Origin of the sequence: Buchnera aphidicola (Thelaxes suberi) (assembly GCF_964059005.1) — a bacterium.
GTDB lineage: Bacteria > Pseudomonadota > Gammaproteobacteria > Enterobacterales > Enterobacteriaceae > Buchnera_I > Buchnera_I aphidicola_C.
Map to the genome: position 1 here is coordinate 131371 of NZ_OZ060389.1, position 22742 is coordinate 154112.

The 22742-nt window shown below is 24.6% G+C and carries 19 protein-coding genes; 12 read left to right on the top strand and 7 right to left on the bottom strand.

Features of this window, described 5'->3' with window-relative positions; all coding sequences use genetic code 11:
- Positions 1-20: 20 nt before the first annotated feature.
- From carA to ribF, 5 genes are all read right to left on the bottom strand, one after another.
- Positions 21-1157 carry a glutamine-hydrolyzing carbamoyl-phosphate synthase small subunit gene (gene carA / locus AB4W61_RS00610; RefSeq protein ID WP_367679049.1) on the bottom strand — a complete coding sequence of 379 codons (1137 nt, stop codon included), beginning with the start codon at positions 1155-1157 and terminating at the stop codon, positions 21-23.
- A gap of 88 nt (positions 1158-1245) precedes the next feature.
- A complete protein-coding gene (gene dapB / locus AB4W61_RS00615; RefSeq protein WP_367679050.1) occupies positions 1246-2031 on the bottom strand; it encodes a 4-hydroxy-tetrahydrodipicolinate reductase in 786 nt (261 codons plus the stop codon).
- Positions 2032-2153: 122 nt separating this feature from the next.
- A complete protein-coding gene (gene lspA, locus AB4W61_RS00620; protein ID WP_367679051.1) occupies positions 2154-2630 on the bottom strand; it encodes a signal peptidase II in 477 nt (158 codons plus the stop codon).
- The gene (gene ileS / locus AB4W61_RS00625) at positions 2630-5467 is read right to left on the bottom strand and encodes an isoleucine--tRNA ligase (RefSeq protein ID WP_367679052.1); all 2838 of its coding nucleotides are present in this window, start codon (positions 5465-5467) and stop codon (positions 2630-2632) included. Before ileS ends, lspA begins: the two co-directional genes overlap by 1 nt.
- A gap of 33 nt (positions 5468-5500) precedes the next feature.
- Positions 5501-6442, bottom strand: coding sequence for a bifunctional riboflavin kinase/FAD synthetase (ribF, locus tag AB4W61_RS00630; RefSeq protein WP_367679053.1), 942 nt, complete (start codon positions 6440-6442; stop codon positions 5501-5503).
- Between the two features lie 184 nt (positions 6443-6626).
- Here ribF and rpsT point away from each other — a divergent pair, with 184 nt between their 5' ends.
- On the top strand, positions 6627-6893 hold the full coding sequence (gene rpsT, locus AB4W61_RS00635) for a 30S ribosomal protein S20 (protein WP_367679054.1): 267 nt from the start codon (positions 6627-6629) through the stop codon (positions 6891-6893).
- Positions 6894-7017: 124 nt separating this feature from the next.
- Here rpsT and dnaJ read toward each other — a convergent pair whose 3' ends face one another.
- On the bottom strand, positions 7018-8157 hold the full coding sequence (dnaJ, locus tag AB4W61_RS00640) for a molecular chaperone DnaJ (RefSeq protein ID WP_367679055.1): 1140 nt from the start codon (positions 8155-8157) through the stop codon (positions 7018-7020).
- Positions 8158-8320: 163 nt separating this feature from the next.
- A complete protein-coding gene (gene dnaK / locus AB4W61_RS00645) occupies positions 8321-10237 on the bottom strand; it encodes a molecular chaperone DnaK (RefSeq protein WP_367679056.1) in 1917 nt (638 codons plus the stop codon).
- 527 nt (positions 10238-10764) lie between these two features.
- Between dnaK and AB4W61_RS00650 the strand changes: the two genes are divergently transcribed.
- The 11 genes from AB4W61_RS00650 to AB4W61_RS00700 all read left to right on the top strand — a co-directional run bounded on the left by AB4W61_RS00650 (position 10765) and on the right by AB4W61_RS00700 (position 22724).
- The gene (locus tag AB4W61_RS00650) at positions 10765-11145 is read left to right on the top strand and encodes an NADH-quinone oxidoreductase subunit A (protein ID WP_367679057.1); all 381 of its coding nucleotides are present in this window, start codon (positions 10765-10767) and stop codon (positions 11143-11145) included.
- A 72-nt stretch (positions 11146-11217) separates the two neighbouring features.
- Positions 11218-11880, top strand: coding sequence for an NADH-quinone oxidoreductase subunit B (locus tag AB4W61_RS00655; protein WP_367679058.1), 663 nt, complete (start codon positions 11218-11220; stop codon positions 11878-11880).
- 88 nt (positions 11881-11968) lie between these two features.
- Positions 11969-13768, top strand: a complete 1800-nt coding sequence (nuoC, locus tag AB4W61_RS00660) for an NADH-quinone oxidoreductase subunit C/D (RefSeq protein WP_367679059.1) — start codon at positions 11969-11971, stop codon at positions 13766-13768.
- A gap of 51 nt (positions 13769-13819) precedes the next feature.
- A complete protein-coding gene (gene nuoE / locus AB4W61_RS00665; protein WP_367679060.1) occupies positions 13820-14293 on the top strand; it encodes an NADH-quinone oxidoreductase subunit NuoE in 474 nt (157 codons plus the stop codon).
- A complete protein-coding gene (gene nuoF, locus AB4W61_RS00670; RefSeq protein WP_367679061.1) occupies positions 14290-15600 on the top strand; it encodes an NADH-quinone oxidoreductase subunit NuoF in 1311 nt (436 codons plus the stop codon). Before nuoE ends, nuoF begins: the two co-directional genes overlap by 4 nt.
- A gap of 115 nt (positions 15601-15715) precedes the next feature.
- Positions 15716-18502 (top strand): NADH-quinone oxidoreductase subunit NuoG, encoded by a 2787-nt coding sequence (gene nuoG / locus AB4W61_RS00675; RefSeq protein WP_367679062.1) that lies wholly within the window; start codon positions 15716-15718, stop codon positions 18500-18502.
- The gene (gene nuoH / locus AB4W61_RS00680) at positions 18484-19464 is read left to right on the top strand and encodes an NADH-quinone oxidoreductase subunit NuoH (protein ID WP_367679063.1); all 981 of its coding nucleotides are present in this window, start codon (positions 18484-18486) and stop codon (positions 19462-19464) included. The genes nuoG and nuoH overlap by 19 nt, the downstream gene beginning before the upstream one ends.
- Positions 19465-19487: 23 nt before the next feature.
- Positions 19488-20030 (top strand): NADH-quinone oxidoreductase subunit NuoI, encoded by a 543-nt coding sequence (gene nuoI, locus AB4W61_RS00685; RefSeq protein ID WP_367679064.1) that lies wholly within the window; start codon positions 19488-19490, stop codon positions 20028-20030.
- Between the two features lie 13 nt (positions 20031-20043).
- Complete coding sequence (locus AB4W61_RS00690) at positions 20044-20556, top strand: NADH-quinone oxidoreductase subunit J (RefSeq protein WP_367679065.1); 513 nt, start codon at positions 20044-20046, stop codon at positions 20554-20556.
- Positions 20557-20580: 24 nt separating this feature from the next.
- Positions 20581-20880, top strand: coding sequence for an NADH-quinone oxidoreductase subunit NuoK (gene nuoK, locus AB4W61_RS00695; RefSeq protein WP_367679066.1), 300 nt, complete (start codon positions 20581-20583; stop codon positions 20878-20880).
- Positions 20880-22724, top strand: a complete 1845-nt coding sequence (locus AB4W61_RS00700; protein WP_367679067.1) for an NADH-quinone oxidoreductase subunit L — start codon at positions 20880-20882, stop codon at positions 22722-22724. The genes nuoK and AB4W61_RS00700 overlap by 1 nt, the downstream gene beginning before the upstream one ends.
- The last annotated feature ends 18 nt before the right edge of the window (positions 22725-22742 follow it).

Genomic DNA, 22742 nt, shown 5'->3' on the forward strand with positions numbered 1-22742 from the left:
CTCTTGTAAATAGTGTTTTATTAATTTAATATTTTCATTTTTTCAATAAAAATATTAAATATATAAGAAGAATCTTCTGGTCCTGGGTTAGATTCTGGATGACCTTGGAATCCTAATGCTGGAGTATTTTTTAGAGTTATTCCCTGTATACTTTTATCAAATAATGAAACATGTGTAATTTTAATATTATTTGGAAGATTTTTTGAATCTATAGTAAAATTATGATTTTGAGCTGTAATGATGACTTGATTATTAATAAGATCTTTTACTGGATGGTTAGATCCATGATGTCCATATTTCATTTTTTTTATGTTAGCGCCATTCGCTAATGCAAGTAATTGATGACCTAAACATATTCCTAAAATAGGTATTTTTTTTATTATAATTTTTTTGATGTTTTTAATTGCATATGTACACGGTCTAGGATCTCCTGGTCCATTTGAAAGAATTATTCCATCTATTCTTTTTTTATTTTTTTTATATATTTTAATAATTTCTTCGAACGGCATTTCTGCTGGAACAATATTAACAGAACAATTTTTTTGGGATAATATTTTTAATATACTTTTTTTAACTCCAAAATCGTAAACAATGACATTAAATTTCTTTTCTTTAATAAAAGAATTATTAATTTGTGTATTTTTTACAAAAAAATAAGATTTTTTTGTAGATACTATTCGAGCAAGATCCAGATATTCTATTCCTGAAAATTTTTTTATTTTTTTGTAAGCAGAATAATAATCCTCTTGATGTTCAGTAAAAATACAACCTTTTTGAGATCCTAACCTTCTCAATATATGTGTTATTTTTCTTGTATCAATTCCGGTAATACCGATTATTTTATTTTGAATAAGATAATTTTGTAGACTATTCGTACTTCTTTGATTACTGGATATTTTAGTTAATGTATGAATAATAATACCTTTTGCGTGAACACGATCTGATTCTTGATCATTTTTATTAATTCCAGTATTACCTATTTGTGGGAATGTAAATGTAATAATTTGATTAGAATACGATGGATCACTTAATATCTCTTGATATCCTGTCATAGATGTATTGAATACTATTTCACCTATAATTGATCCATTAATGCCAATAGAATAGCCGTGAAAAATCATTCCATTTTCTAATACTAATACCGCTTTTTTATTCAAATTATTTTATCCCTATAAATTGAATTTCTCATTATTTTATTTTTTTATATCAAATTTTATATATGTTTTTTATGTTTAAAAAAAATTATTATTTTAATACATCATGCATATCAAATAATCCATTTTTTTTATTTAAAATCCATTTTGCTGCTTGAATTGCTCCTTTAACAAAGGGTAATCTATTCATTGCTTTATGAGTAATTTCAATTGATTCTGATTCATTAACAAATATAACTTTATGTTCACCAATTATATTTCCAGCTCTGATACTAGAAAATCCAATTGTATTATTTTTTCTTCCATTAGTTATTTCTTTTTTTCTATATATAGCACTTTTTTCTAAATTCCAATTAAGAGTATTGCAAATTGTATTCCCTAAATAAAGAGCGGTTCCTGAAGGGGTATCTTTCTTATTTCTATGATGATATTCTATGATTTCAATATCAGTATTATTTCCAATCATTTTTGCTGTTTTTTTTAACAGTGTATGCATTAAATTTATTCCTATACTAAAATTAGCGGAATGTACTATCCCAATATTTTTTGAAGCTTCCATTATGATTTTTTTTTGTTGTGAGCTAAAACCAGTAGTACCTATCACCATGTTTTTTTTAAATTTTTGACAAATTATGATTTGTTCCATTGTAGATTTAGGAGTACTAAAATCAATAATAACATCAATATCATTATTTTTAATAGCTTGAGATAGACAACTAAATACGTTGAAATTATTTTTTTCATCGTTAAATTGTTGTTTTTTTGTAATAATAGAAGCTATTAATGTACAATCATTAGTTTGTTGAATTGTTTGCGTTAATAATGTACCTATTTTTCCTAATGCTCCTACTATGGCTATATTTATATTTTTAATCATACCTTTTTTAATCCTTTTTTGGTGAAATAATTTATAAAAATATGTTTTTATATTCAATTTTTTTATAAGATAAAATTTTATAGTTAATAATAAAAAATCATCTTTTTTGTTGAATATATTATCTATTTTATAGAACGTAAAATTAATATACATATACCTAAAAAAATGCTTGTATCCGCTATATTAAAAGTTGGACAATGTAATTTTTTAATATCGATATCAATGAAATCTATAATATATCCAAAATATATTCTATTTAGTACATTACTAATAGCTCCTCCTAGAATTAAACAATACAGGATATTGTTTTTATATGTTTTATTTAAAATAGCAGTATGTATTAATTTTATTATTTTTATAATAATACATAAATTAACAATAGAAAGTAAATAAGATTGCCATTCTTCGTAGTTAGATATTAATCCTAATGCTGATCCATAGTTTTTAATATATAAAAAATTTAAAAAATAAAATATTTTTTTTTTTTCATATAAATTAAAGTGGTTTATGATCCATATTTTCGTTATTACATCACAAATTATGATAATAAAAACGATGCATACGTATAATAATGTTTTTGTTATATTATTTTTTTGCATTAAAAAAATTGACGCCTTTCATGTAAATTATTGATTGTATTACTACATCTTTGACATAACAAGTCTAAGGGTTGAGTAAAATTAATAGTATCAATTATTTTATTTGTATAATAATGCCAACATCTTGGGCATTTTAATCCTACTATTTTTTTTATAACTAATTTCATTTGGTTAATTTTTTTATTTTTATCAATATTTTTTGGTGCTAAACTATATTCATAGATGTTTACTTTAGAAACAAGAAATATAAATTTTAATTCTCGCTTAACTACATTTAATATTTTATATAATTCGCAATTAACGTAAATTAAAACATGAGATTCTAATGAATTATGTATGATTTTTTTTTCTCGATATATTTCTAATATTTTATTAATTTCATTTCTAATTTGAATGATTATATTCCATGATTTAATAGTAATGGTATTATTTTTAGGATATGAATACAGTTCTGTAAACCATGATTTAGTAAAAATAGAATCGTTATCTTTTTTTGAAACAAAATCCCATATTTCATCAGCGGTAAAAGATAATATTGGTGAAATCCATCTTACTAATGTTTGTAATATTAAGTAAATTGCAGTTTGAGCGCTTTTTCTGATTAAACTTTTTTTATGGGAAGTGTACAATCTATCTTTAGTAATATCTAAATAAAATGAACTTATTTCTATTGAACAAAAATGTATAATCGTAGCTGTAACGTTATGAAATTGATAATTTTCGTAAAAATTAATAATTTTTTTTTGTGTTTCTTTAGTTAGATTGATGATCCATTTATCTATCTCTAATGATTTGTCTTTATTAATAAAATGTTTTTTAGGACAAAAATCATATAAATTTGCAATTAAAAATCGTATAGTATTACGAATTTTACGATAACTTTCGCAAATTTGTTTTAAGATTATATCAGAAATTACAATATCTTTAGAATAATCAGTAGATGCCACCCATAAACGTAATATATCAGCACCCATTGTATTTACAATAGTGTTAGGACTGATAATATTACCTAATGATTTTGACATTTTTTTTCCCTGATCATCTATAGTAAAACCATGTGATATAATTTTTTTGAAAAAATTAGAAGAAGAATTAATACTAGAGACAATGAGTGAGGACATAAACCAACCTCGATATTGATCAGATCCTTCTATACATAAATCAGCTTTTTGATTATTAAATTTATTTTTTTTCGGATATATATCTTTTATATGAATAGATCCTGATTCAAACCATACATCTAATATATCTAATACTTTTATATAATCTTTAGAATCTTCTTTTAATAAATTTTCTTTTTTTAGGTTCCACCAAAATTCAATTCCTTGCTTTTTAACTTCTTCAGATATTTGATCTAATAAATTTAAAGTATTAGGATGCATTTCTTTTGTTTTTTTATGGATAAAAATAGGGATAGGAACCCCCCAAGTTCTTTGTCGCGATATACACCAATCAGGTCGTTGAGACAACAAATTCAATGTTCTATTTTTCCCCCAATTTGGACACCATTCTGATTTATCAATACTTAATTTTGCTTGATCTTGTAATTTTGAATCATTTATTTTGATAAACCATTGAGGAGTAGCTCTAAAAATAATTTTTGTTTTATGTCTCCAGCAACATGGATATGAATGTTGAATAGATTCAGATAAAATTAAATTATTAGTTTTTGATAATATTTCAATAATAATGCTATTAGCTTTAAAAACATTTATATTATCTAATAAAGGATGAGTATTAATAACAAATAAACCGTGTTCGTTTACTAAATTTTTTATTTTTATATTGTATTTCTGAGCGATGATATAATCATCATAACCATGATCTGGAGCAATATGTACAATTCCTGTTCCAGTATTTTTTTCAATATTCTTATTTAAAATCATAGGAACTGTAATTTTTAAAAAAGGATGTATAAATTTTATATATTCGAGATCTACTCCTTTGATTTCTCCATTAACAATCCATTTTTTTATATTTATTTTATTTAATAATTCTTTAACAGTATTTTTTTCTATAATAAATCGATATTTTAATGTTTCAACTAATTGATAATTTAAATTAGGATGCACAGAAATTGCTTGATTTGACGGTAGAGTCCAAGGTGTTGTTGTCCAAACTACAGCAAATATTTTTTTATTTTTTGTTGGTAGAAAGTTATATTTTTTTAATAAAATATCAGTATTTTTAATTTGAAATAATACTGTAATTGAAGGAGAAGTTGTTTGAACATATTCTAATTCAGTATCTGCTAATGCTGAATTACAATCAATACACCAATGTACCGGTCGAAAACCTTGATAAATATATTTATTTTTAATAAATTGAGATAAAGATTTTATTGTATTTGATTCGTTTTTTTTGTCCATAGTTAAATAAGGATTATCCCAATTAGCTAATATTCCTAATTTAATAAAGTCTTTTTTTTGTATTGCTACTTGTTTTTTTGCATATTTTGCACATATTTTACGAAAATCATCTTTTGAAATATTTTTTTTTTCTTTTTTTAGTATTTTTTCTACTTGATGTTCAATTGGAAGACCATGGCAATCCCAGCAAGGATCAAATGGGGCATCAAAATTAGACATATTTTTTGATTTAATAACAATATCTTTTAAAATTTTGTTAACAGCATGTCCTAAATGAATATTTCCATTTGCATAAGGAGGTCCATCTTGTAAAATAAATGACGGATTTGCTTTTTTTTTGTTTCTAATAATAGAATATAAATTTTTTTTTTCCCACTTTTCTAAAATTTTAGGTTCTTTTTTTGTTAAAAAACCTCGCATAGAAAATTTAGTGAAGGGAAGGTTTAAAGTATTTTTATAATTATGCATATTGTTGTTTTTTTATTTTTGTGTAGTTATTTGTTATAATGTATAAGATAAAAAAATTTTTTTTGCTAAATTAACATCTTTTTTAATTTGTATTATTAAATCATTAATTGAATTAAATTTTTTTTCTTTTCTAATTTTTTTTATGAAAATAACTTTAATTTTTTTTTCATATAAATTGATAAAAATATCAGGAATATGCACTTCTAATTTTATATTTTTTTTTTTAAAAGTAGGACATATACCAATGTTTGCTATGCCAAAAAATTTTTTTTTACAATCAAAAATAAAAATTTTGACAGCATATACTCCGTTAATTATTTGAAGACTAGAGTGTAAATTAACGTTAGCAGTAGGAAATCCAATTTTTCTTCCTTTTTGAATTCCATGTTCTACTTTACCAGAAATAGTAAAAGGATGTCCTAAAAAATTTTCTGCTTTTTTTAAATCACCTTGAATAATAAGTTCTCTAATTTTTGTACTGCTAATACGTATGTTATCTCTAATAATAGAATTTTCAGTTAAAATTTTAAAATTATTTTTTTTTGCTTTATTTTTTAATAGTGTTAGATTTCCAGATCGACGAAATCCAAAATGAAAGTCATCGCCTACAATTAAACACTTCATATTTAACTTTTTTATTAAAAAGATATTAATAAAATCATTGGGTTTTAAAGAGGCAAAAAAATGATTAAATTTAATTAACACGATAAAATCAATTTTGTATTTTTTTAAAAAATCTATTTTTTCTTCTACGGAATTTATTCTAAAAAATATAGGTTTAGCGGTACCCAAAAATTCTACAGGATGAGGTGTGAATAAAATAACTACTGTTTTAAATTTATTTTTTGTTTTAATTAAATTTAATTTGTGTATTAAATTTTGATGTCCTAAATGCATTCCATCAAAATTTCCTATTGTAATCACAGTGTTACTTGTAATTTTTTTAAAATTTAGTAAATTATTAATAATTTGCATATATATAATATGATCGTATATTAGTTTTAGTTAAGTATAAATTCAATAATTATTATAAATATTTTAAAAATTATTTTTTATTATTATAAATATTTTAATTATATTTTTTATATTATAATAATTTGTTATAATATATAGTTAATTAAAAAATAAATATTTATGTTGATTGTAATAGGATAAGTTTATGGCAAATATTAAATCTTCTCAGAAAGATATTATTAAATCTAGAAAAAGAAAATTAAGAAATACCAGTAAAAAATCAATGTTAAAAACTTTAATTAAAAAAGTGCATCTTGCGGTTATTACTAAGAATAAAGAAAATGCTACAATTGCATTTAAAAAAATGCAACCAGTAATAGATAGATGTGCAATGCAAGGTTTAATTCATAAGAATAAAGCGGCTAGATATAAATCTAATTTGTTGAAAAATATTAAAAATATGAATTATTAGCGTTCTTTATTAAAAAAAATTTTTTTTATTTTTTATATGCACATTATTTATTTTTCTAAATATATAGCAAAAAAGTATTGCGTCTGTAATATTACAACAGACAAGCAATACTATATATCATACTTTATTTAGTTAAATCATCAAAAAATCGTTTTACTCCATCAAAAAATCGTTTTGATTTAGGGCTATTAGCTTCTCCTTTTGCCCCTCCTAAACTATTTCCTAGTTGGAATAAAAGGTTCTTTTGATGACTATTTAATTTAACAGGAGTTTCTACTACTACTTTACATAGCAAGTCTCCATGGTACCGATTCCTGATAGATTTTACTCCTTTTCCTCGAATACGAAAAATTTTTCCTGACTGTGTTTCTTCAGGAACTTTAATTTTTAATTTTCCATCTAAAGTAGGGACTTCTATTTCACCACCCAATGCTGCCATAGTAAAATTAATAGGTACTTCACAATGTAAATGATTATCTTCTCTTTCAAATATAGGATGTTTTTTTACTTTAAATTGAATATATAAATCTCCTGAAGGGCTATTATATTCTCCTGCTTCTCCTTCATTATGAAGTCTAATTTTATCATTTGTATCTATACCTGCAGGGATTTTAATGGATAAAGTTTTATTTTTTTTTATTCTTCCTTTCCCGTAACAAAAAGTACATGGATTTTTTATAATTATTCCTTTTCCATGACAATGAGAACAAGTCTGTTGAACACTAAAAAATCCTCTTCTCATTTGTATTTGCCCACTTCCATGACATTGAAAACATTCAGTTGGTTTATTATTTTGTTTAGTTCCGCTTCCTGAACATGTAGTACATTTTTGGAAAGTAGGAATTACAATTTCTTTTGTTGCTCCTTTTACAGCTTCTTCTAATGATAATTCCATATTATATTGTAAATCTGATCCCCTAGATTCTCTTTGTCTACTATTGCTTCCAAAAATATCTCCAAATACTTCACCAAATATGTCACCAAAATCTGAACTAGTACTAAAACTACTAGTAAAAGAACTACTAGAATTATTACCTTGTTCAAATGCTGAATGTCCATATTGATCATATGCAGATCTTTTCTTACTATTATTTAAAATTTCATATGCTTCTTTAATTTCTTTAAATTTTTTTTCTGCTTTCTTATCGCCTTGATTACGATCTGGATGATATTTCATTGCTAAACGTTTATAAGCGCGTTTTATTTCTCTTTCATTAGATGTTTTTTCCACGCCTAAAATTTGATAATAATCTTTTTTTATCATTATTACTTATCCTACTTTTTAAATTGCATAATATAATTCGGGCGCAGAAGGATGTTATAAAAATCTAACGCCCGTATAATGTATTTTATTTAGAATGACTATATTTATATTATGTTGAATTAGTAGTTTTTATTTTAAATCTGAATCGTGTTTTTATACAATGTTATTTTTTTGGTTCATTTATTTCTTCAAATTCAGCATCAACAACATCATCTGGTTTTTTTGATGTAGATTGATTCATGTTTTTTGCAGCATTATTATCTTTGTTTTGATCAGGTTTTTGTATTAAAGCGGAAGTAAGTTGTACGACAGATTGAATATTTTTTTCAATATTATCTTTATTCTCTTCTTTTAATGATTGGTCTAATTTTGAGAGAGCTTGTTCTATTTTTTCTTTAATTTCATTACTAATAGTATTTGATTGTTCTTTTAGTTGTTTTTTTGTGCTATGCGATATTTGATCACCTTGATTTCTTATTTGTACTAATTCTTCAAATTTTCGATCAGCAGCAGAATTTTCTTCTGCATCTTGAATCATTTTTTTTATTTCTTCTTCGTTTAATCCTGATGACGCTTTAATAGTAATTTTTTGTTCTTTTCCAGTATTTTTATCTTTTGCTGATACATGCAAGATACCATCTGCATCGATATCAAACGTAACTTCAATTTGAGCCATTCCTCGTGGAGCCGGTTGTATACCATCTAGATTAAATTGTCCAAGAGATTTATTATCTTTAGATCTTTTTCTTTCTCCTTGTAGTACATGTATTGTAACAGCAGATTGATTATCTTCTGCAGTAGAAAAAATTTGACTATGTTTAGTTGGAATTGTTGTATTTTTAATAATTAAAGGAGTCATAATTCCTCCCATAGTTTCAATTCCTAAGGACAAAGGTGTAACATCTAATAATAGTACGTCTTTAACATCTCCAGATAATACCCCACCTTGAACTGCTGCTCCTACAGCTACTGCTTCATCTGGGTTTACATCTTTTCTAGGTTCTTTTCCAAAAAATGCTGCTACTTTTTTTTGTACCATAGGCATACGAGTTTGTCCGCCTACTAGAATAACATCATTAATATCTGATACTGATAATTTAGCATCTTTTAAAGCTACTTCTAATGGTTTAATAGATTTAGATATTAAGTCTTCAACTAAAGATTCTAATTTTTTTCTTGTTACTTTAATATTTAAGTGTTTAGGGCCTGTTGCATCTGCTGTAATATATGGTAAGTTTACTTCTGTTTGTTGTGTTGATGATAGTTCAATTTTAGCTTTTTCAGCAGCTTCTTTTAATCTTTGCATAGCTAATGGGTCATTTCTTAAATCAATTATTTGTTCTTTTTTAAATTCTGAAACTAAATAGTTGATTATTCTACTATCAAAATCTTCACCCCCCAGATGGGTATCTCCATTAGTTGACAGTACTTCAAAAGTTTTTTCTTTATCAACTTCATCTATTTCTATGATAGAAATATCAAAAGTACCACCTCCTAAGTCATATACGGCTATCGTTCTATTTCCTTTTCCTTTGTCTAAACCATATGCTAATGCAGCTGCTGTAGGTTCATTAATTATTCTTTTAACTTCTAACCCTGCTATTTTTCCAGCATCTTTAGTTGCTTGTCTTTGAGCGTCATTAAAATAAGCAGGAACTGTTATAACAGCTTCTGTTACTGTTTCTCCTAAATAATCTTCTGCTGTTTTTTTCATTTTTTTTAATACTTCAGCTGATATTTGAGGAGGTGCTATACTTTGGTTTTTTATTTTTATCCATGCATCTCCATTTTCTGAACGAACTATTTTATAAGGCATAATTTCTATGTCTCTTTGCACTTCCTCGTCTTGAAATCTTCTACCAATGAGTCTTTTAATAGCAAACAAAGTATTTTTTGGATTGGTAATAGCTTGACGTTTAGCCGGTTGCCCTACTAATATTTCGCCTTCTTTTGTATATGCTATGATTGATGGTGTTGTACGGTCACCTTCTGCATTCTCTAAAACTCGTGTTTTTGTTCCATCCATAATAGCAACACAAGAATTAGTAGTCCCTAAATCAATTCCTATTATTTTTCCCATTGTGAATAACTCCTAATTTATTATTAAATATTTGATAAAAAATTTATTGTAATACTATCTATATTTTAAAATACGTTAAAAAATTTTTTTGATATAACATATTTTATGTTAATTTTAAAATTTTTATATATGTTACTAGATATCAATTAAATGGGGGTTGTTTCTGTTGTCATCAAGTCCTAAAAGTAAAATATATAATAAATAATTGAAAATAAAAATAATTTTAAAATTTAAAACACTTTATATTGTACTAATAAAAGATTTTTTTATAAAAAAAATTATTTTTTTTTTTTTTTTTTTACATTTTTATAAATTTATATATATATAATTTTATATTTTAATATATTTATTTTTTTTTCAAAACTATAATAATATTATAATATTAAATACTTTTTATTTATATTTTTAAAAAAAATGATATAAATATATACATGTATTCAAAAAAAAATAATTAATTGTTATAACTATTTTATTAAATCGTTAAATTTTGAATATATATCTTTTGTAATAAAAAGAGAGGATAAATTATGGTAACAAATTTTATTTGCACAATTTTTTCTAATATTCATCAAATTACATTCTTTTTATATTGTATTACTGCATTTGTTTTATGCAGTATAATATTATTAATTAGTTATTTTTTAGGAGAACAATGTGTATCTAAAAATAAAAATTTTCCTTTTGAATCTGGAGTAATCGGTTTAGGAACAACTGATTTAAAATTTTCTATTAAGTTTTATTTAATAGCAATTTTTTTTGTTTTGTTTGATGTAGAATCTCTTTACTTATATACATGGTCTATATGTGTTAAGAGTTTAGGTTTATATGGCTTGATAAAAACATTTTGTTTTATAATAACACTATTAATTAGCTTATTTTATTTAGTTAGAAATGAAGTATTCGAATGATCATTGTAAGATAATATTAAATATTAATATTTGAAACATTTTAGAAAGATTATTTGATAATAGGATTAAACTATGAAATATATATTAACAAAAATTAATTCTCATGCTCCAGATAATAATTTATATAATAAAATAAAAACAAATAGTTCGTATGAAAATAAGAAAATACAAGATTGGGTATTTATGGGAAAACTTTCATCGGTTTTACATAAATTAGTTAGTTGGGGAAGAAAAAATTCTTTATGGCCATATAATTTTGGTTTATCTTGTTGTTATGTTGAAATGGTTTCTGCTTTTACTTCTGTTCATGATGTTTCTCGTTTTGGTTCAGAAGTACTGCGATCTTCTCCTAGACAAGCTGATTTTATGGTAATAGCTGGTACTCCATTTATAAAAATGGCACCTATTATTAAACGCCTATATGATCAAATGCTATCTCCAAAATGGGTAATATCAATGGGCGCTTGTGCTAATTCTGGAGGAATGTATGATATTTATTCTGTTGTTCAAGGAGTTGATAAATTTTTACCAGTAGATGTGTATATTCCTGGATGCCCTCCTCGACCAGAAGCATACATCCAAGCTTTGACTTTATTACAACAATCTATAGATCAGGAAAAACGCCCATTATCGTGGATAATAGGTGATCAAAATATTTATAAATCAAAAATAATTTCTGAAAAAGAAAAAAAAAACAAAATAAGAACAAAGCAAAAAGAATATAATTCTATTTAAAATATTTATACATATTTAAAAAAATAAAAAAATATTTTTTATATAATTCAAAAAAAAATACAACTTAATAAAATATTGTGACTAGTTCATGAAAAATAAATCGAATGAAGTAATTGAAGATCAATTTGTATATTATAAAGATATTCAGAATAATTTGATTATTAATCAACTCTATAGTAAGTTTGATAAAAAAGAATTTCATATTCAAAAAACTTGTATTGAATATCCAATTCTTTGGATTAATAAAACAAAATTATTAGAAATTGTTTTATTTTTAAAAAAAATAACACAACCTTATTCAATGTTATTTGATTTACATTCTGTTGACGAAAGAGTAAGAAAATTTAAAAAGCACATTATAGAATGCGATTTTTCGGTGGTTTATCATTTTATTTCAATAGAAAGAAATCAAGACATAATTTTAAAAGTTCCTTTATTAGAAGCAGATTTAACTATTGATTCAATTGTTCATATTTTTTGTAATGCTAATTGGTATGAAAGAGAAGTATGGGATATGTTTGGTATAGTTTTTTTAGGACATCCTAATTTAACACGAATAATTATGCCTCAGTATTGGAAAGGGCATCCTTTACGTAAAGATTATCCTGCGCGAGCCACAGAAAGTGACATGTTTTCTTTGAATGAAAAAAAAGAAAAAATATTGATGGAAGATTTAAAATTTCGACCCGAAAAATGGGGAATGAAAAAATCTGATAATAATTCAGATTTTATGTTTTTAAATTTAGGACCGAATCATCCATCTTCTCATGGTGCTTTTCGTATTATATTACAACTAAAAGGAGAAAAAATTTTAGATTGTGTTCCTGATATTGGTTATCACCATCGCGGTGCAGAAAAAATGGCTGAAAGACAATCCTGGCATAGTTACATTCCGTATACTGATCGAATAGAATATTTAGGAGGATGTGTTAATGAAATGCCATATGTATTAGCGTTAGAAAAAATGATAGGTATTACAATTCCTGATCGTGCGAAATTTATTAGAATAATGCTGTCTGAATTATTTCGAATAAATAGTCATTTATTATATATTTCTACTTTTATTCAAGATGTAGGAGGAATGACTCCGGTATTTTTAGCATTTACTGACCGTCAAAAAATATACAATTTAATTGAATTAATTACTGGAGCTCGAATGCATCCAGCTTGGTTTAGAATTGGAGGAGTAGCACAAGATCTTCCAAAAGGTTGGCGGGAAGCGTTAAGCGAAATAATTAATTGGATCCCAAAAAGATTAAAAGTATATATTCAGTCTTCATTAAAAAATACAATTTTAATATCTCGATCTAAAAATATAGCTTGTTATAATATGAAAGAAGCTTTAAATTGGGGGGTAACTGGAGCTAATTTAAGAGCTACTGGCGTTAATTTTGATGTCAGAAAATGGCGTCCGTATTCTGGTTATGAACAGTTTGATTTTAATGTTCCGGTTGGAGGAGGGGTTAGTGATTGTTATTCTAGAGTCATGCTTCGTGTTGAGGAAATTTTTGAAAGTATTAAAATTTTAAAACAATGTCTAAACAATATGCCAGAAGGATTATTTAAATCAGATCATCCTATGACTACCCCTCCATTAAAAAAAGAAGTTTTGCATAATATTGAAACTATGATTACACATTTTTTGCAAGTTTCATGGGGAACTGTCATTCCTGCTAATGAATCTTTTCAAATGATTGAAGCAACAAAAGGTATTAATAGTTACTATGTAATTAGTGATCATGGATCTATGAGTTATCGTACTCGTATTAGAACTCCAAGTTTTCCACATTTACAACAAATTCCTTCAGTAATTAGAGGTCAAACACTTACCGATTTAATAACATATTTAGGTAGTATTGATTTTGTTATGTCAGATGTTGATAGATAGCATACAAAAATATTTTATTTATTCATTAAAAATTTTTATGAAGATAATACTATGAAACAACAGCTACTTGATTACGAAATTATTAAAATAAATAACATTAAAAAAAATTATGAAAATTCTAGAGCAGCAGTTATAGATGCGTTAAAAATTTTACAAGAAAGATTAGGATGGATTCCAGATTGGGGTATTCAAGAGATATCTATTATTTTAAATATTTCATCATCAGATGTAGAAAGTATAGCTACTTTTTATAGTCAAATTTTCCGTAAACCAGTAGGTAAATATATTATTAGATTATGCGATAGTATTGTTTGTTATATTACCGGTTATGATCCGATTGAAAAAGCAATTATTCATCATTTAAAAATAAAAAAAGGGTGCACTACTAATGACAAATTATTTACTTTTTTACCAATTTGTTGTTTGGGTAGTTGTGATAAATCACCCGTAGTAATGATTAATAAAGATATTTATTATAATGTCAATGAAAAATCAATTATTACAATATTGGATAAATATAAATGAAACAAAAGTGTCGTAATGCGGAAACTCACCCTTTAACATGGAGAGTAGAGAATAATAATAGAACTATATGGATAAAAGAATATAAAAGAAAAAATGGTTATGTAGCTTTAGAAAAAATTTTTACAAATGAAATGTCTCCTGAAGAAATCATTAATATAGTAAAACAATCTGGATTAAAAGGAAGAGGTGGAGGGGGTTTTTTAACTGGAATTAAGTGGAGTTTGCTTCCTCCTGTTAATTTAATATCGTCTAGTCACAATCTAGCACAACCGCGATATCTTATATGCAATGCCGATGAAATGGAACCTGGAACTTATAAAGATAAATTTTTAATAGAAAGATTACCTCATTTATTAATAGAAGGAATTATTATTAGCGCTTTTGCTATAAAAGCAACTCAATCTTATATTTTTTTAAGAGGTGAATATTTAAAATCAGAAGAATGTTTAAATAAAGCATTAAATGAAGCTTATGATTGTGGTTATTTAGGAAAAAAGATACTAGGAAGTAACTTTAGTTTAAATATTTTTTTACATAGTGGAGCAGGTAGGTATATTTGTGGAGAGGAAACAGCTTTAATTAATTCATTGGAAGGTAATAGAGCTAATCCACGATTAAAACCTCCATTTCCAGCATTAATTGGATTATGGGGAAATCCTACTTGTGTTAATAATGTTGAAACATTATCCAATGTTCCAGCAATTATATTACATGGTCCAGATTGGTATGCGAATTTATCCTATAAAGGTCATAGTTCTGGAACTAAATTAATGGGTTTTTCTGGTCATGTAAATAATCCTGGTTTATGGGAATTACCGTTTGGCATTACAGCACGTGAAATATTAGAAGATTATGCAAATGGAGTAAAAGGAAAAAGTAATCAATTATTAAAATCTTGGCAGCCAGGAGGAGCAAGTACAGATTTTTTATTGGAAAAACATTTAGATGTAGCTATGGATTTTGATTCGGTAAAAAAAATAGGTAGTAGATTAGGAACTGCTTTGTGTATGGCGGTTAATGATAGTTTTAATATGGTTTTTATACTATATAATTTAGAAAAATTCTTTGCAAGAGAATCATGTGGTTTATGTACTCCATGTCGAGATGGATTACCTTGGGTCGTAAAAATATTACATAAATTTATTAACGGAAAAGGAAAAAAAGAAGATATTGCTTCTTTAGAAGAATTATGTACGGTATTATCACCTGGAAAAACTGTGTGCGCACATGCACCAGGAGCCATAGAACCGTTACAAAGTATAATAAAATACTTTCGTTGTGATTTTGAAATAATGATAGATAAATAATTTATTATTATAAACTTTATTATTTTTTAATTATATTCATTCAGTTTAATGATATTTAAAAAATAATTTTTTTATTAAAATGTGCATTTTTTATTTTTATTGGAATTTTTTATACATGATTAATATTTATATAGATAATAAAAAGTACATTGTAGATGATAAAAGTAAAAATTTATTACAGTATTGTTTAGAAAAAGATTTAGATATTCCTTATTTTTGTTGGCATCCACAGTTAGGTAGTTTTGGATCTTGTAGACAATGTGCTGTAAAAAGATATAGAGATATAAATGATTCTCAAGGAATTATTGTCATGTCTTGTATGACTGAAATAGAGGATCAACTTTTAATTTCTATTCAAGATAAAGAAGTTACGAATTTTCGTAAAAATATTTTAGAACTAATGATGACCAATCATCCTCATGATTGTCCAGTTTGTTCTGAAGGAGGAAATTGTCATTTACAAGATATGACAGTGCTAACTGGTCATTATAAACGAAGATATTTTTTTAAAAAAAGGACATATAAAAGTCAATATTTAGGACCATTTATTAATCATGAAATGAATCGATGTATATCTTGTTATCGGTGTGTGCGGTTTTATAAAGATTATGCAGGAGGTAAAGATTTTAACGTATATGGTTCAGCGAATAATCTTTATTTTGGAAGGATCACGGATGGAGTCCTAGAGAGTGAACATTCTGGTAATTTGATAGAAGTTTGTCCTACAGGTGTTTTCACAGATAAAACTCAAGATAATCATTATAGTAGAAAATGGGATATGCAGTATGCTCCTAGTGTCTGTCAACATTGTAGTGTAGGATGTAATATTATTATCGGAGAGCGAAGCGGAAAAATTAGAAAAGTAGAGAATAGATTTAATGAACATATTAATAATTATTTTATTTGTGATGTAGGTCGATTTAATTATGATATTAGCAATACAAAAAATAGACCTAGTTATTCAAAAAAAATTGTTAATAATGAAACTATAGTTTTGAGTGAAGCAGAGAGTTTATTAGAATTTATAAAAATATTAAAAGAATCAGATAATGTTATAGGTATTGGATCTTCGCGTTCAAGTATAGAAAATAATTTTGCTTTACAAGAATTAGTAGGAGAAAAAAATTTTTCTAGTGGTATGTTACGGAAAGAGCATGAAATAACAGAATTTATTGCATCTGTTTTAAAATATAGCAGTATACATATTCCTAGTTTAAAAGAAGTTGAAGAATGTGATGCAATAATAATATTTGGTGAGGATATATTAAAAACAGCTCCTAGATTATCTTTGTCAATTAGACAAGCTGTTAAACATAAAAATAATCGTTTATCAAATTATTTATATAATCAAACAATATATTCTTGGCAATCTTCGGCAATAAATAATTTAATCCAAAATAAACAAAATCCTTTTTTTATTATTAATTATCAAGATTCTGAATTAGATGAATTATGTAGTGATAAGTATTCTCGTTCTTTGATTGAACCTATTAAAATTATGTATAAAATTAAAGAACAATTAATAAATAAAAATCAAGGTAACTCTTATTTAAAAATAGATGATAATAAAATAAATAATTATGTTTTTAAAATAGTAAATGCGTTGATTCATGCGAAAAAACCGTTAATTATTTCTGGATCTAATTGTTTAGAAAAAGAAATGGTACAATTAGCTTTTGATATATCAAAATTAATTCAAAAATTTAACAATCAAGTTGGTTTAATTTTAATAACTCCTAATCCAAATAGTATTGGAGTTGCACTTATGAATGGTATATGTCTAGACAACGTATTAAAATTCATAAAAAAGAAAAAAAATACTACTTTAATATTTATGGAAAATGATATATATCAAAATTATTCTCATAATTTTTTAAATGAACTATTCAATAAAAAAGATAACAAAATTATTGTCTTAGATCATAATAATACATTAACTTTAAAGAAAGCTAATTTACAGTTACCTACTAAAAATATTTTTGAATCTTCCGGAACATTTTTAAATTATGAAGGTCGATTACAGCGTTTTTTCCAAGTATATGATCCATCTTTTTATAACGATCATATTAAACGGTTAGAGAGTTGGAGATGGTTACATAATGTTAAAGCAAAATTATTAAATAAAAAACCAATGTGGCTAATATTGGATGATGTTATTAATGCGTGTAGTATACAGATACCGTGTTTAAAAAATATTAAAAATATCACTCCTAATTCATTATTTCGTATTTTTGGTCAAAAGTTACCAAGATCACCGCAACGGTTTAGTGGACGTACCTCTATGTATGCAAATTATGATATTCATGAACATAAACAACCTGAAGATCGTGATACTATGTTTGCATTTTCAATGGAAGGTTCTTCAAATAATTTATTACATAATGATAGTTCTACTGAAATTCCTTTTTATTGGAGTGCAGGGTGGAATTCTGTACAGTCTGGAATAAAATCTAATTTACAAATACCACATCAGATTAATAAAAATATAAGAAATACATTCTTTATTTCTAAAAATATAAATAAAGAAAGCATAAATTTTTATGAAAATGTAAAAAAAAATAAAGCTAATATAAATAAACAATGTTTAAAAATTATTCCTTATTATTTTTTATTTACTCCTCAGGTATTTGCATTTTCCAATATGGATAATAGTGTTAAAAATAAAAATATTAATATTACAGGAATAATACATTCTGATAACGCTAGTATTTTTACTATCCAAGAATATTCATTTATTGAAATACAACATTATAATGATAGATTTAAAGTATTTATAAAATTTTCTAATAATATTCATCATAAATATATAGCTTTACCATTTCGTACACCTTATTTTCCATTTGTGTTATTAGGAAAAATAATATTACCTGTAGAGGAGGGTAAATGGAAAGTACATTATTAACAAAAATACATGTATTAACAATTTTACATTGTTTTTTTAAAGTTTTAATATTATTGGTTGCGTTAATTACTTTTGCATCTATGATGAGTGTTATTGAGCGAAAAGTGTTAGGTTTATTACAAAATAGATATGGTCCAAATCGAGTAGGATGGAATGGTACTTTACAGTTATTTGCAGACATGATAAAAATTTTTTTTAAAGAAGATTGGATTCCTCCTTTTAGTAACAAATTAATTTTTTGTATATCTCCAATAATTGCTTTTACATCATTATTAATAGTTTTTGCGATTATTCCAATAACTAATGAATGGTTTATAATTAATTTAAATATTGGAGTATTATTTTTTTTAATGATGGCTAGTTTATCTGTATATTCTGTTTTATTAGCTGGTTGGTCTAGTAATAATAAATATTCTTTATTAGGATCTGTGCGTTCAATCGCTCAAACTCTAAGTTATGAAGTATTTTTAGGATTATCAATAATGGGAACGGTTGCTAAAGCGGAATCTTTTAATATATTGGATATAATACACAGTCAGCAAAATATGTGGAATATTTTTCCTCAATTTTTAGGATTTTTAACATTTTTTATTGCATCAATTGCGTTATGTCATAGACATCCTTTTGATCAACCAGAAGCAGAGCAAGAATTAGCTGATGGATATCATATTGAATATTCTGGCATGAAGTTTGGTTTATTTTTTATTGGAGAATATATTTCTATGATTGTCGTTTCTTCTTTAATTGTATCGTTATTTTTAGGAGGATTTCAAGGTCCATTTTTACCATCTTTTTTTTGGTTTAGTTTAAAAGTTTTTTCTTTTTTATATTTATTTATTTTAATTCGAGCTGCATTACAACGACCTAAGTATGAAAAAGTTATGTATTTTGGTTGGGTATTTTGTTTTCCTATAGCTTTATTAAATTTATTTATTACTGGAATGGGGATTGTATTAAAATAATTTATAGATAAGGATTGAAATATATGTTTTTAAAAAATGTTTTTTTTGGTTGTTTTACTCAAATTAGAAGTATTTATTTAGTATTTTTGAATATGTTTTCAAAAAAAGAAACACAAATGTATCCGGAATCATCTATTCCATTATCCGATAGATACAGAGGAAGAATAATTCTTACTTTAGATCCAGATGGAGAAGAAAGATGTGTCGGATGTAATCTTTGTTCAGCTGTTTGCCCTGTAGATTGTATATCGTTACAAAAATCTACTAAAAAAACAGGTAGATGGTATGCAAAATTTTTTCGTATTAATTTTTCTCGATGTATATTTTGTGGTTTGTGTGAAGAAGCTTGTCCTACTAATGCAATTCAATTAATTCCAGATGTAGAATTAGGTGAATTTAATAGGAAAGATTTAGTATATGAAAAAAAAGATTTGTTGATTTCTGGAACTGGAAAAAATCCGAATTATAATTTTTATAATATTACTGGAGTAAAAATAAAAAATAAAAATGATAAATTTTTTGAAAATAAAATTGATCATGTTGATATAAAAAAATTATTACCTTAAAGAGATTAATATAATGCATATAATTTTTTATATTTTAAGTTTTATAACCGTTTTATTTACATTATTTACAATTATTCAAAAAAATCCAATTTATTCTTTGCTTTTTCTTATTTCTTCTTTGTTGTCAACATCCGGAATTTTTTTTGTTTTTGGTTCAAGTTTTGCTGCATCTTTAGAAATAATAATATATGCAGGGGCAATAATGGTACTATTTTTATTTGTGATTATGTTATTAAATTTAAATTCAAATATTGAATCTGTTTCAGAAAAATGGATATATAAAATATATGATAATAAGTCAGTTGTTTTTGCGTTGTTGTTATTTTTAATTTTTTCTTTTTCTGTTTATAATATAAAAAATAATTTTTTAATGACTTATATTTTTGAATCAAAAAAAATAGGAGAATGTTTATTTGGTCATTTATTTATAATAGTGGAATTAGCATCGATATTATTATTAAACGCATTGATAGTAACATTACATTTTTTAAGAGTAAAAAAAAATGTAATTACAACAAAAAAATAGTAACAATTTAAAAAGGTAAAAAATATGATTTCTCTCACTCATGGTTTAATTCTATCAATTATTATTTTTACTTTAGGATTGATTTCTTTGTTGATTAGAAAAAGCTTATTATTTATTCTAATTAGTTTAGAAGTCATGATTAATGCTATTATTATTGCTGCTATTACGATTAGTACGTATTTTCATTCTATTCAAGGTCAAGCTATGTATATTATTATAGTTACTATTGCAGCAATAGAAGCAAGTATAGGTTTAACCATTTTAATTCGTTTACATCGTACACATCGTACCTTAAATACAGACTCATTAAGTGAGAATAAATAATGAATTGTATTTATTTTAATTTATTAATGCCTTGTATAAGTGTGATTTTTTCTTTTTTTTGCATACAGTCATTTTCTTTTAGAAAATTTATTATAAATATATATATATTTTTAACTTGCATTGCTTTTTTATTGAGTTTATTTATTACATTTAATTATAAATTAACAGAATTTAATTATCTGTATTTCCATTTATGGAATTTAATTTCTTTGCAGAGAATGAATATTAGTTTAGATTTATTAATAGATAATACTTCTTTAATAATGCTTAATTTGGTATTAAGCATTGGTTTGTTAGTGCAAATATTTTCTCTTTGGTACATTAAGAATAAAAAAGAACAAGTGCGGTTTTTTACGTTAATAATGTTTTTTATTATAAGCATGGTGATATTAGTTATATCTGATAATTTATTATTAATTTATTTAGGGTGGGAAGCTGTAGGATTATGTTCATATTTATTAATTGGATTTTATTTTTATTCAAAAAAAAATATTGCATGTGCAAGAAAATCTTTTCTTATGACAAAAATAGGAGATATATTTCTTTTAATTTCTATTTTAATGATATATAAATATTTTAATAGTTTTAGTGTGCATCAAATTATGCAAAATATACATTTTTTAAATTTAGAGAATTTACATCAGTTCTTTATGTTAAATGTTATAGCATTATTTTTATTTATTGGTGCTATTAGTAAATCAGCTCAATTTCCTTTACATACTTGGCTAGCGGATGCAATGGTAGGTCCGACTACAGCTTCTGCATTAATTCATGCTGCTACTATGGTAACAGCTGGGGTATATTTGATTAGTAAAGTTAAATTTATTTTTATTTTATGTCCAAAAATATTGTTTTTAGTAGGATTATGTGGATGTATAACTTTGTTAATTGCTGGATTTTTTGCAATGATTGAGACTGATATAAAACGAATTTTAGCTTATTCAACAATGAGTCAGATTGGCTATATGTTTGTATCATTAGGTGTATCTTCTTGGAATGTAGCTATTTTTCATTTATTTTCACATGGTATTTTTAAAGCGTTATTATTTTTATCTTCAGCATCTTTAATTCATTATTCTTATGAAGAACGTAATATTTTTAAAATTAATGTTTTGAAAAGAAATATTCCATTGGTTTGTAGTGCGTTTATATTTGGTTGCGCTTCATTAATTTCTTTTCCATGGATTACTATAGGATTTTATAGTAAGGAATTAATTTTATATTCTATTTTAGAAAGCAATAATGTGTTTTTTTTAGTTGTTAGTTTATTAGGAGTATTATTAACATCTTTATATGTTTCTCGATTATGTTATACATTGTTTTTTAGAAAAAATGTTAATTGTTATAATAATAATGTAATGAAAAAAAATATTTTTCATGATATTCCATTAATTGTATTAATGTTTGCTTCTACTTGTATATTTTATTTTTTATTAAAGTACTGTTATATTTTTCAATATAATAATCATGTAGATAAAATAACAATGCATCAATTAACATTTTTAACTTTTTTTATTTCTTTTTTAGGAGTAATAGGATTTTATCTATATTCTCTATTTAAAGAAAATATTTATTTAATTTATATAACTCGATTAATTTGCATAATATTAGAAAAATTAAATATTGATAATTTTTATAACAAATATTTTATTACATTTTTTATGTATATAAAGAATATTGTTAATAATAATTTTATTATTTTATGTAATAAAATTTTATTTAGTATATTTTTTTATATTAATAAAATTTTTTCATGTTACGAAAATCAAACATTAAATTTTTATATTTTGTTATATAACATAAATATTTTATTTTTTTTATCAATAATCTTATTATTTTTATGAATATTAGAACGAATAATC

What these genes read in the sequence shown, in the direction of transcription:
- dnaK (WP_367679056.1), bottom strand. Translation starts at nt 10,237, where the DNA reads ATGGGAAAAATAATAGGAATTGATTTAGGGACTACTAATTCTTGTGTT.
- lspA (WP_367679051.1), bottom strand. Translation starts at nt 2,630, where the DNA reads ATGCAAAAAAATAATATAACAAAAACATTATTATACGTATGCATCGTT.
- nuoK (WP_367679066.1), top strand. Translation starts at nt 20,581, where the DNA reads ATGATTTCTCTCACTCATGGTTTAATTCTATCAATTATTATTTTTACT.
- ileS (WP_367679052.1), bottom strand. Translation starts at nt 5,467, where the DNA reads ATGCATAATTATAAAAATACTTTAAACCTTCCCTTCACTAAATTTTCT.
- nuoE (WP_367679060.1), top strand. Translation starts at nt 13,820, where the DNA reads ATGAAACAACAGCTACTTGATTACGAAATTATTAAAATAAATAACATT.
- nuoC (WP_367679059.1), top strand. Translation starts at nt 11,969, where the DNA reads ATGAAAAATAAATCGAATGAAGTAATTGAAGATCAATTTGTATATTAT.
- nuoG (WP_367679062.1), top strand. Translation starts at nt 15,716, where the DNA reads ATGATTAATATTTATATAGATAATAAAAAGTACATTGTAGATGATAAA.
- rpsT (WP_367679054.1), top strand. Translation starts at nt 6,627, where the DNA reads ATGGCAAATATTAAATCTTCTCAGAAAGATATTATTAAATCTAGAAAA.
- AB4W61_RS00650 (WP_367679057.1), top strand. Translation starts at nt 10,765, where the DNA reads ATGGTAACAAATTTTATTTGCACAATTTTTTCTAATATTCATCAAATT.
- dapB (WP_367679050.1), bottom strand. Translation starts at nt 2,031, where the DNA reads ATGATTAAAAATATAAATATAGCCATAGTAGGAGCATTAGGAAAAATA.
- AB4W61_RS00690 (WP_367679065.1), top strand. Translation starts at nt 20,044, where the DNA reads ATGCATATAATTTTTTATATTTTAAGTTTTATAACCGTTTTATTTACA.
- dnaJ (WP_367679055.1), bottom strand. Translation starts at nt 8,157, where the DNA reads ATGATAAAAAAAGATTATTATCAAATTTTAGGCGTGGAAAAAACATCT.
- AB4W61_RS00700 (WP_367679067.1), top strand. Translation starts at nt 20,880, where the DNA reads ATGAATTGTATTTATTTTAATTTATTAATGCCTTGTATAAGTGTGATT.
- AB4W61_RS00655 (WP_367679058.1), top strand. Translation starts at nt 11,218, where the DNA reads ATGAAATATATATTAACAAAAATTAATTCTCATGCTCCAGATAATAAT.
- nuoH (WP_367679063.1), top strand. Translation starts at nt 18,484, where the DNA reads ATGGAAAGTACATTATTAACAAAAATACATGTATTAACAATTTTACAT.
- ribF (WP_367679053.1), bottom strand. Translation starts at nt 6,442, where the DNA reads ATGCAAATTATTAATAATTTACTAAATTTTAAAAAAATTACAAGTAAC.
- nuoI (WP_367679064.1), top strand. Translation starts at nt 19,488, where the DNA reads ATGTTTTTAAAAAATGTTTTTTTTGGTTGTTTTACTCAAATTAGAAGT.
- nuoF (WP_367679061.1), top strand. Translation starts at nt 14,290, where the DNA reads ATGAAACAAAAGTGTCGTAATGCGGAAACTCACCCTTTAACATGGAGA.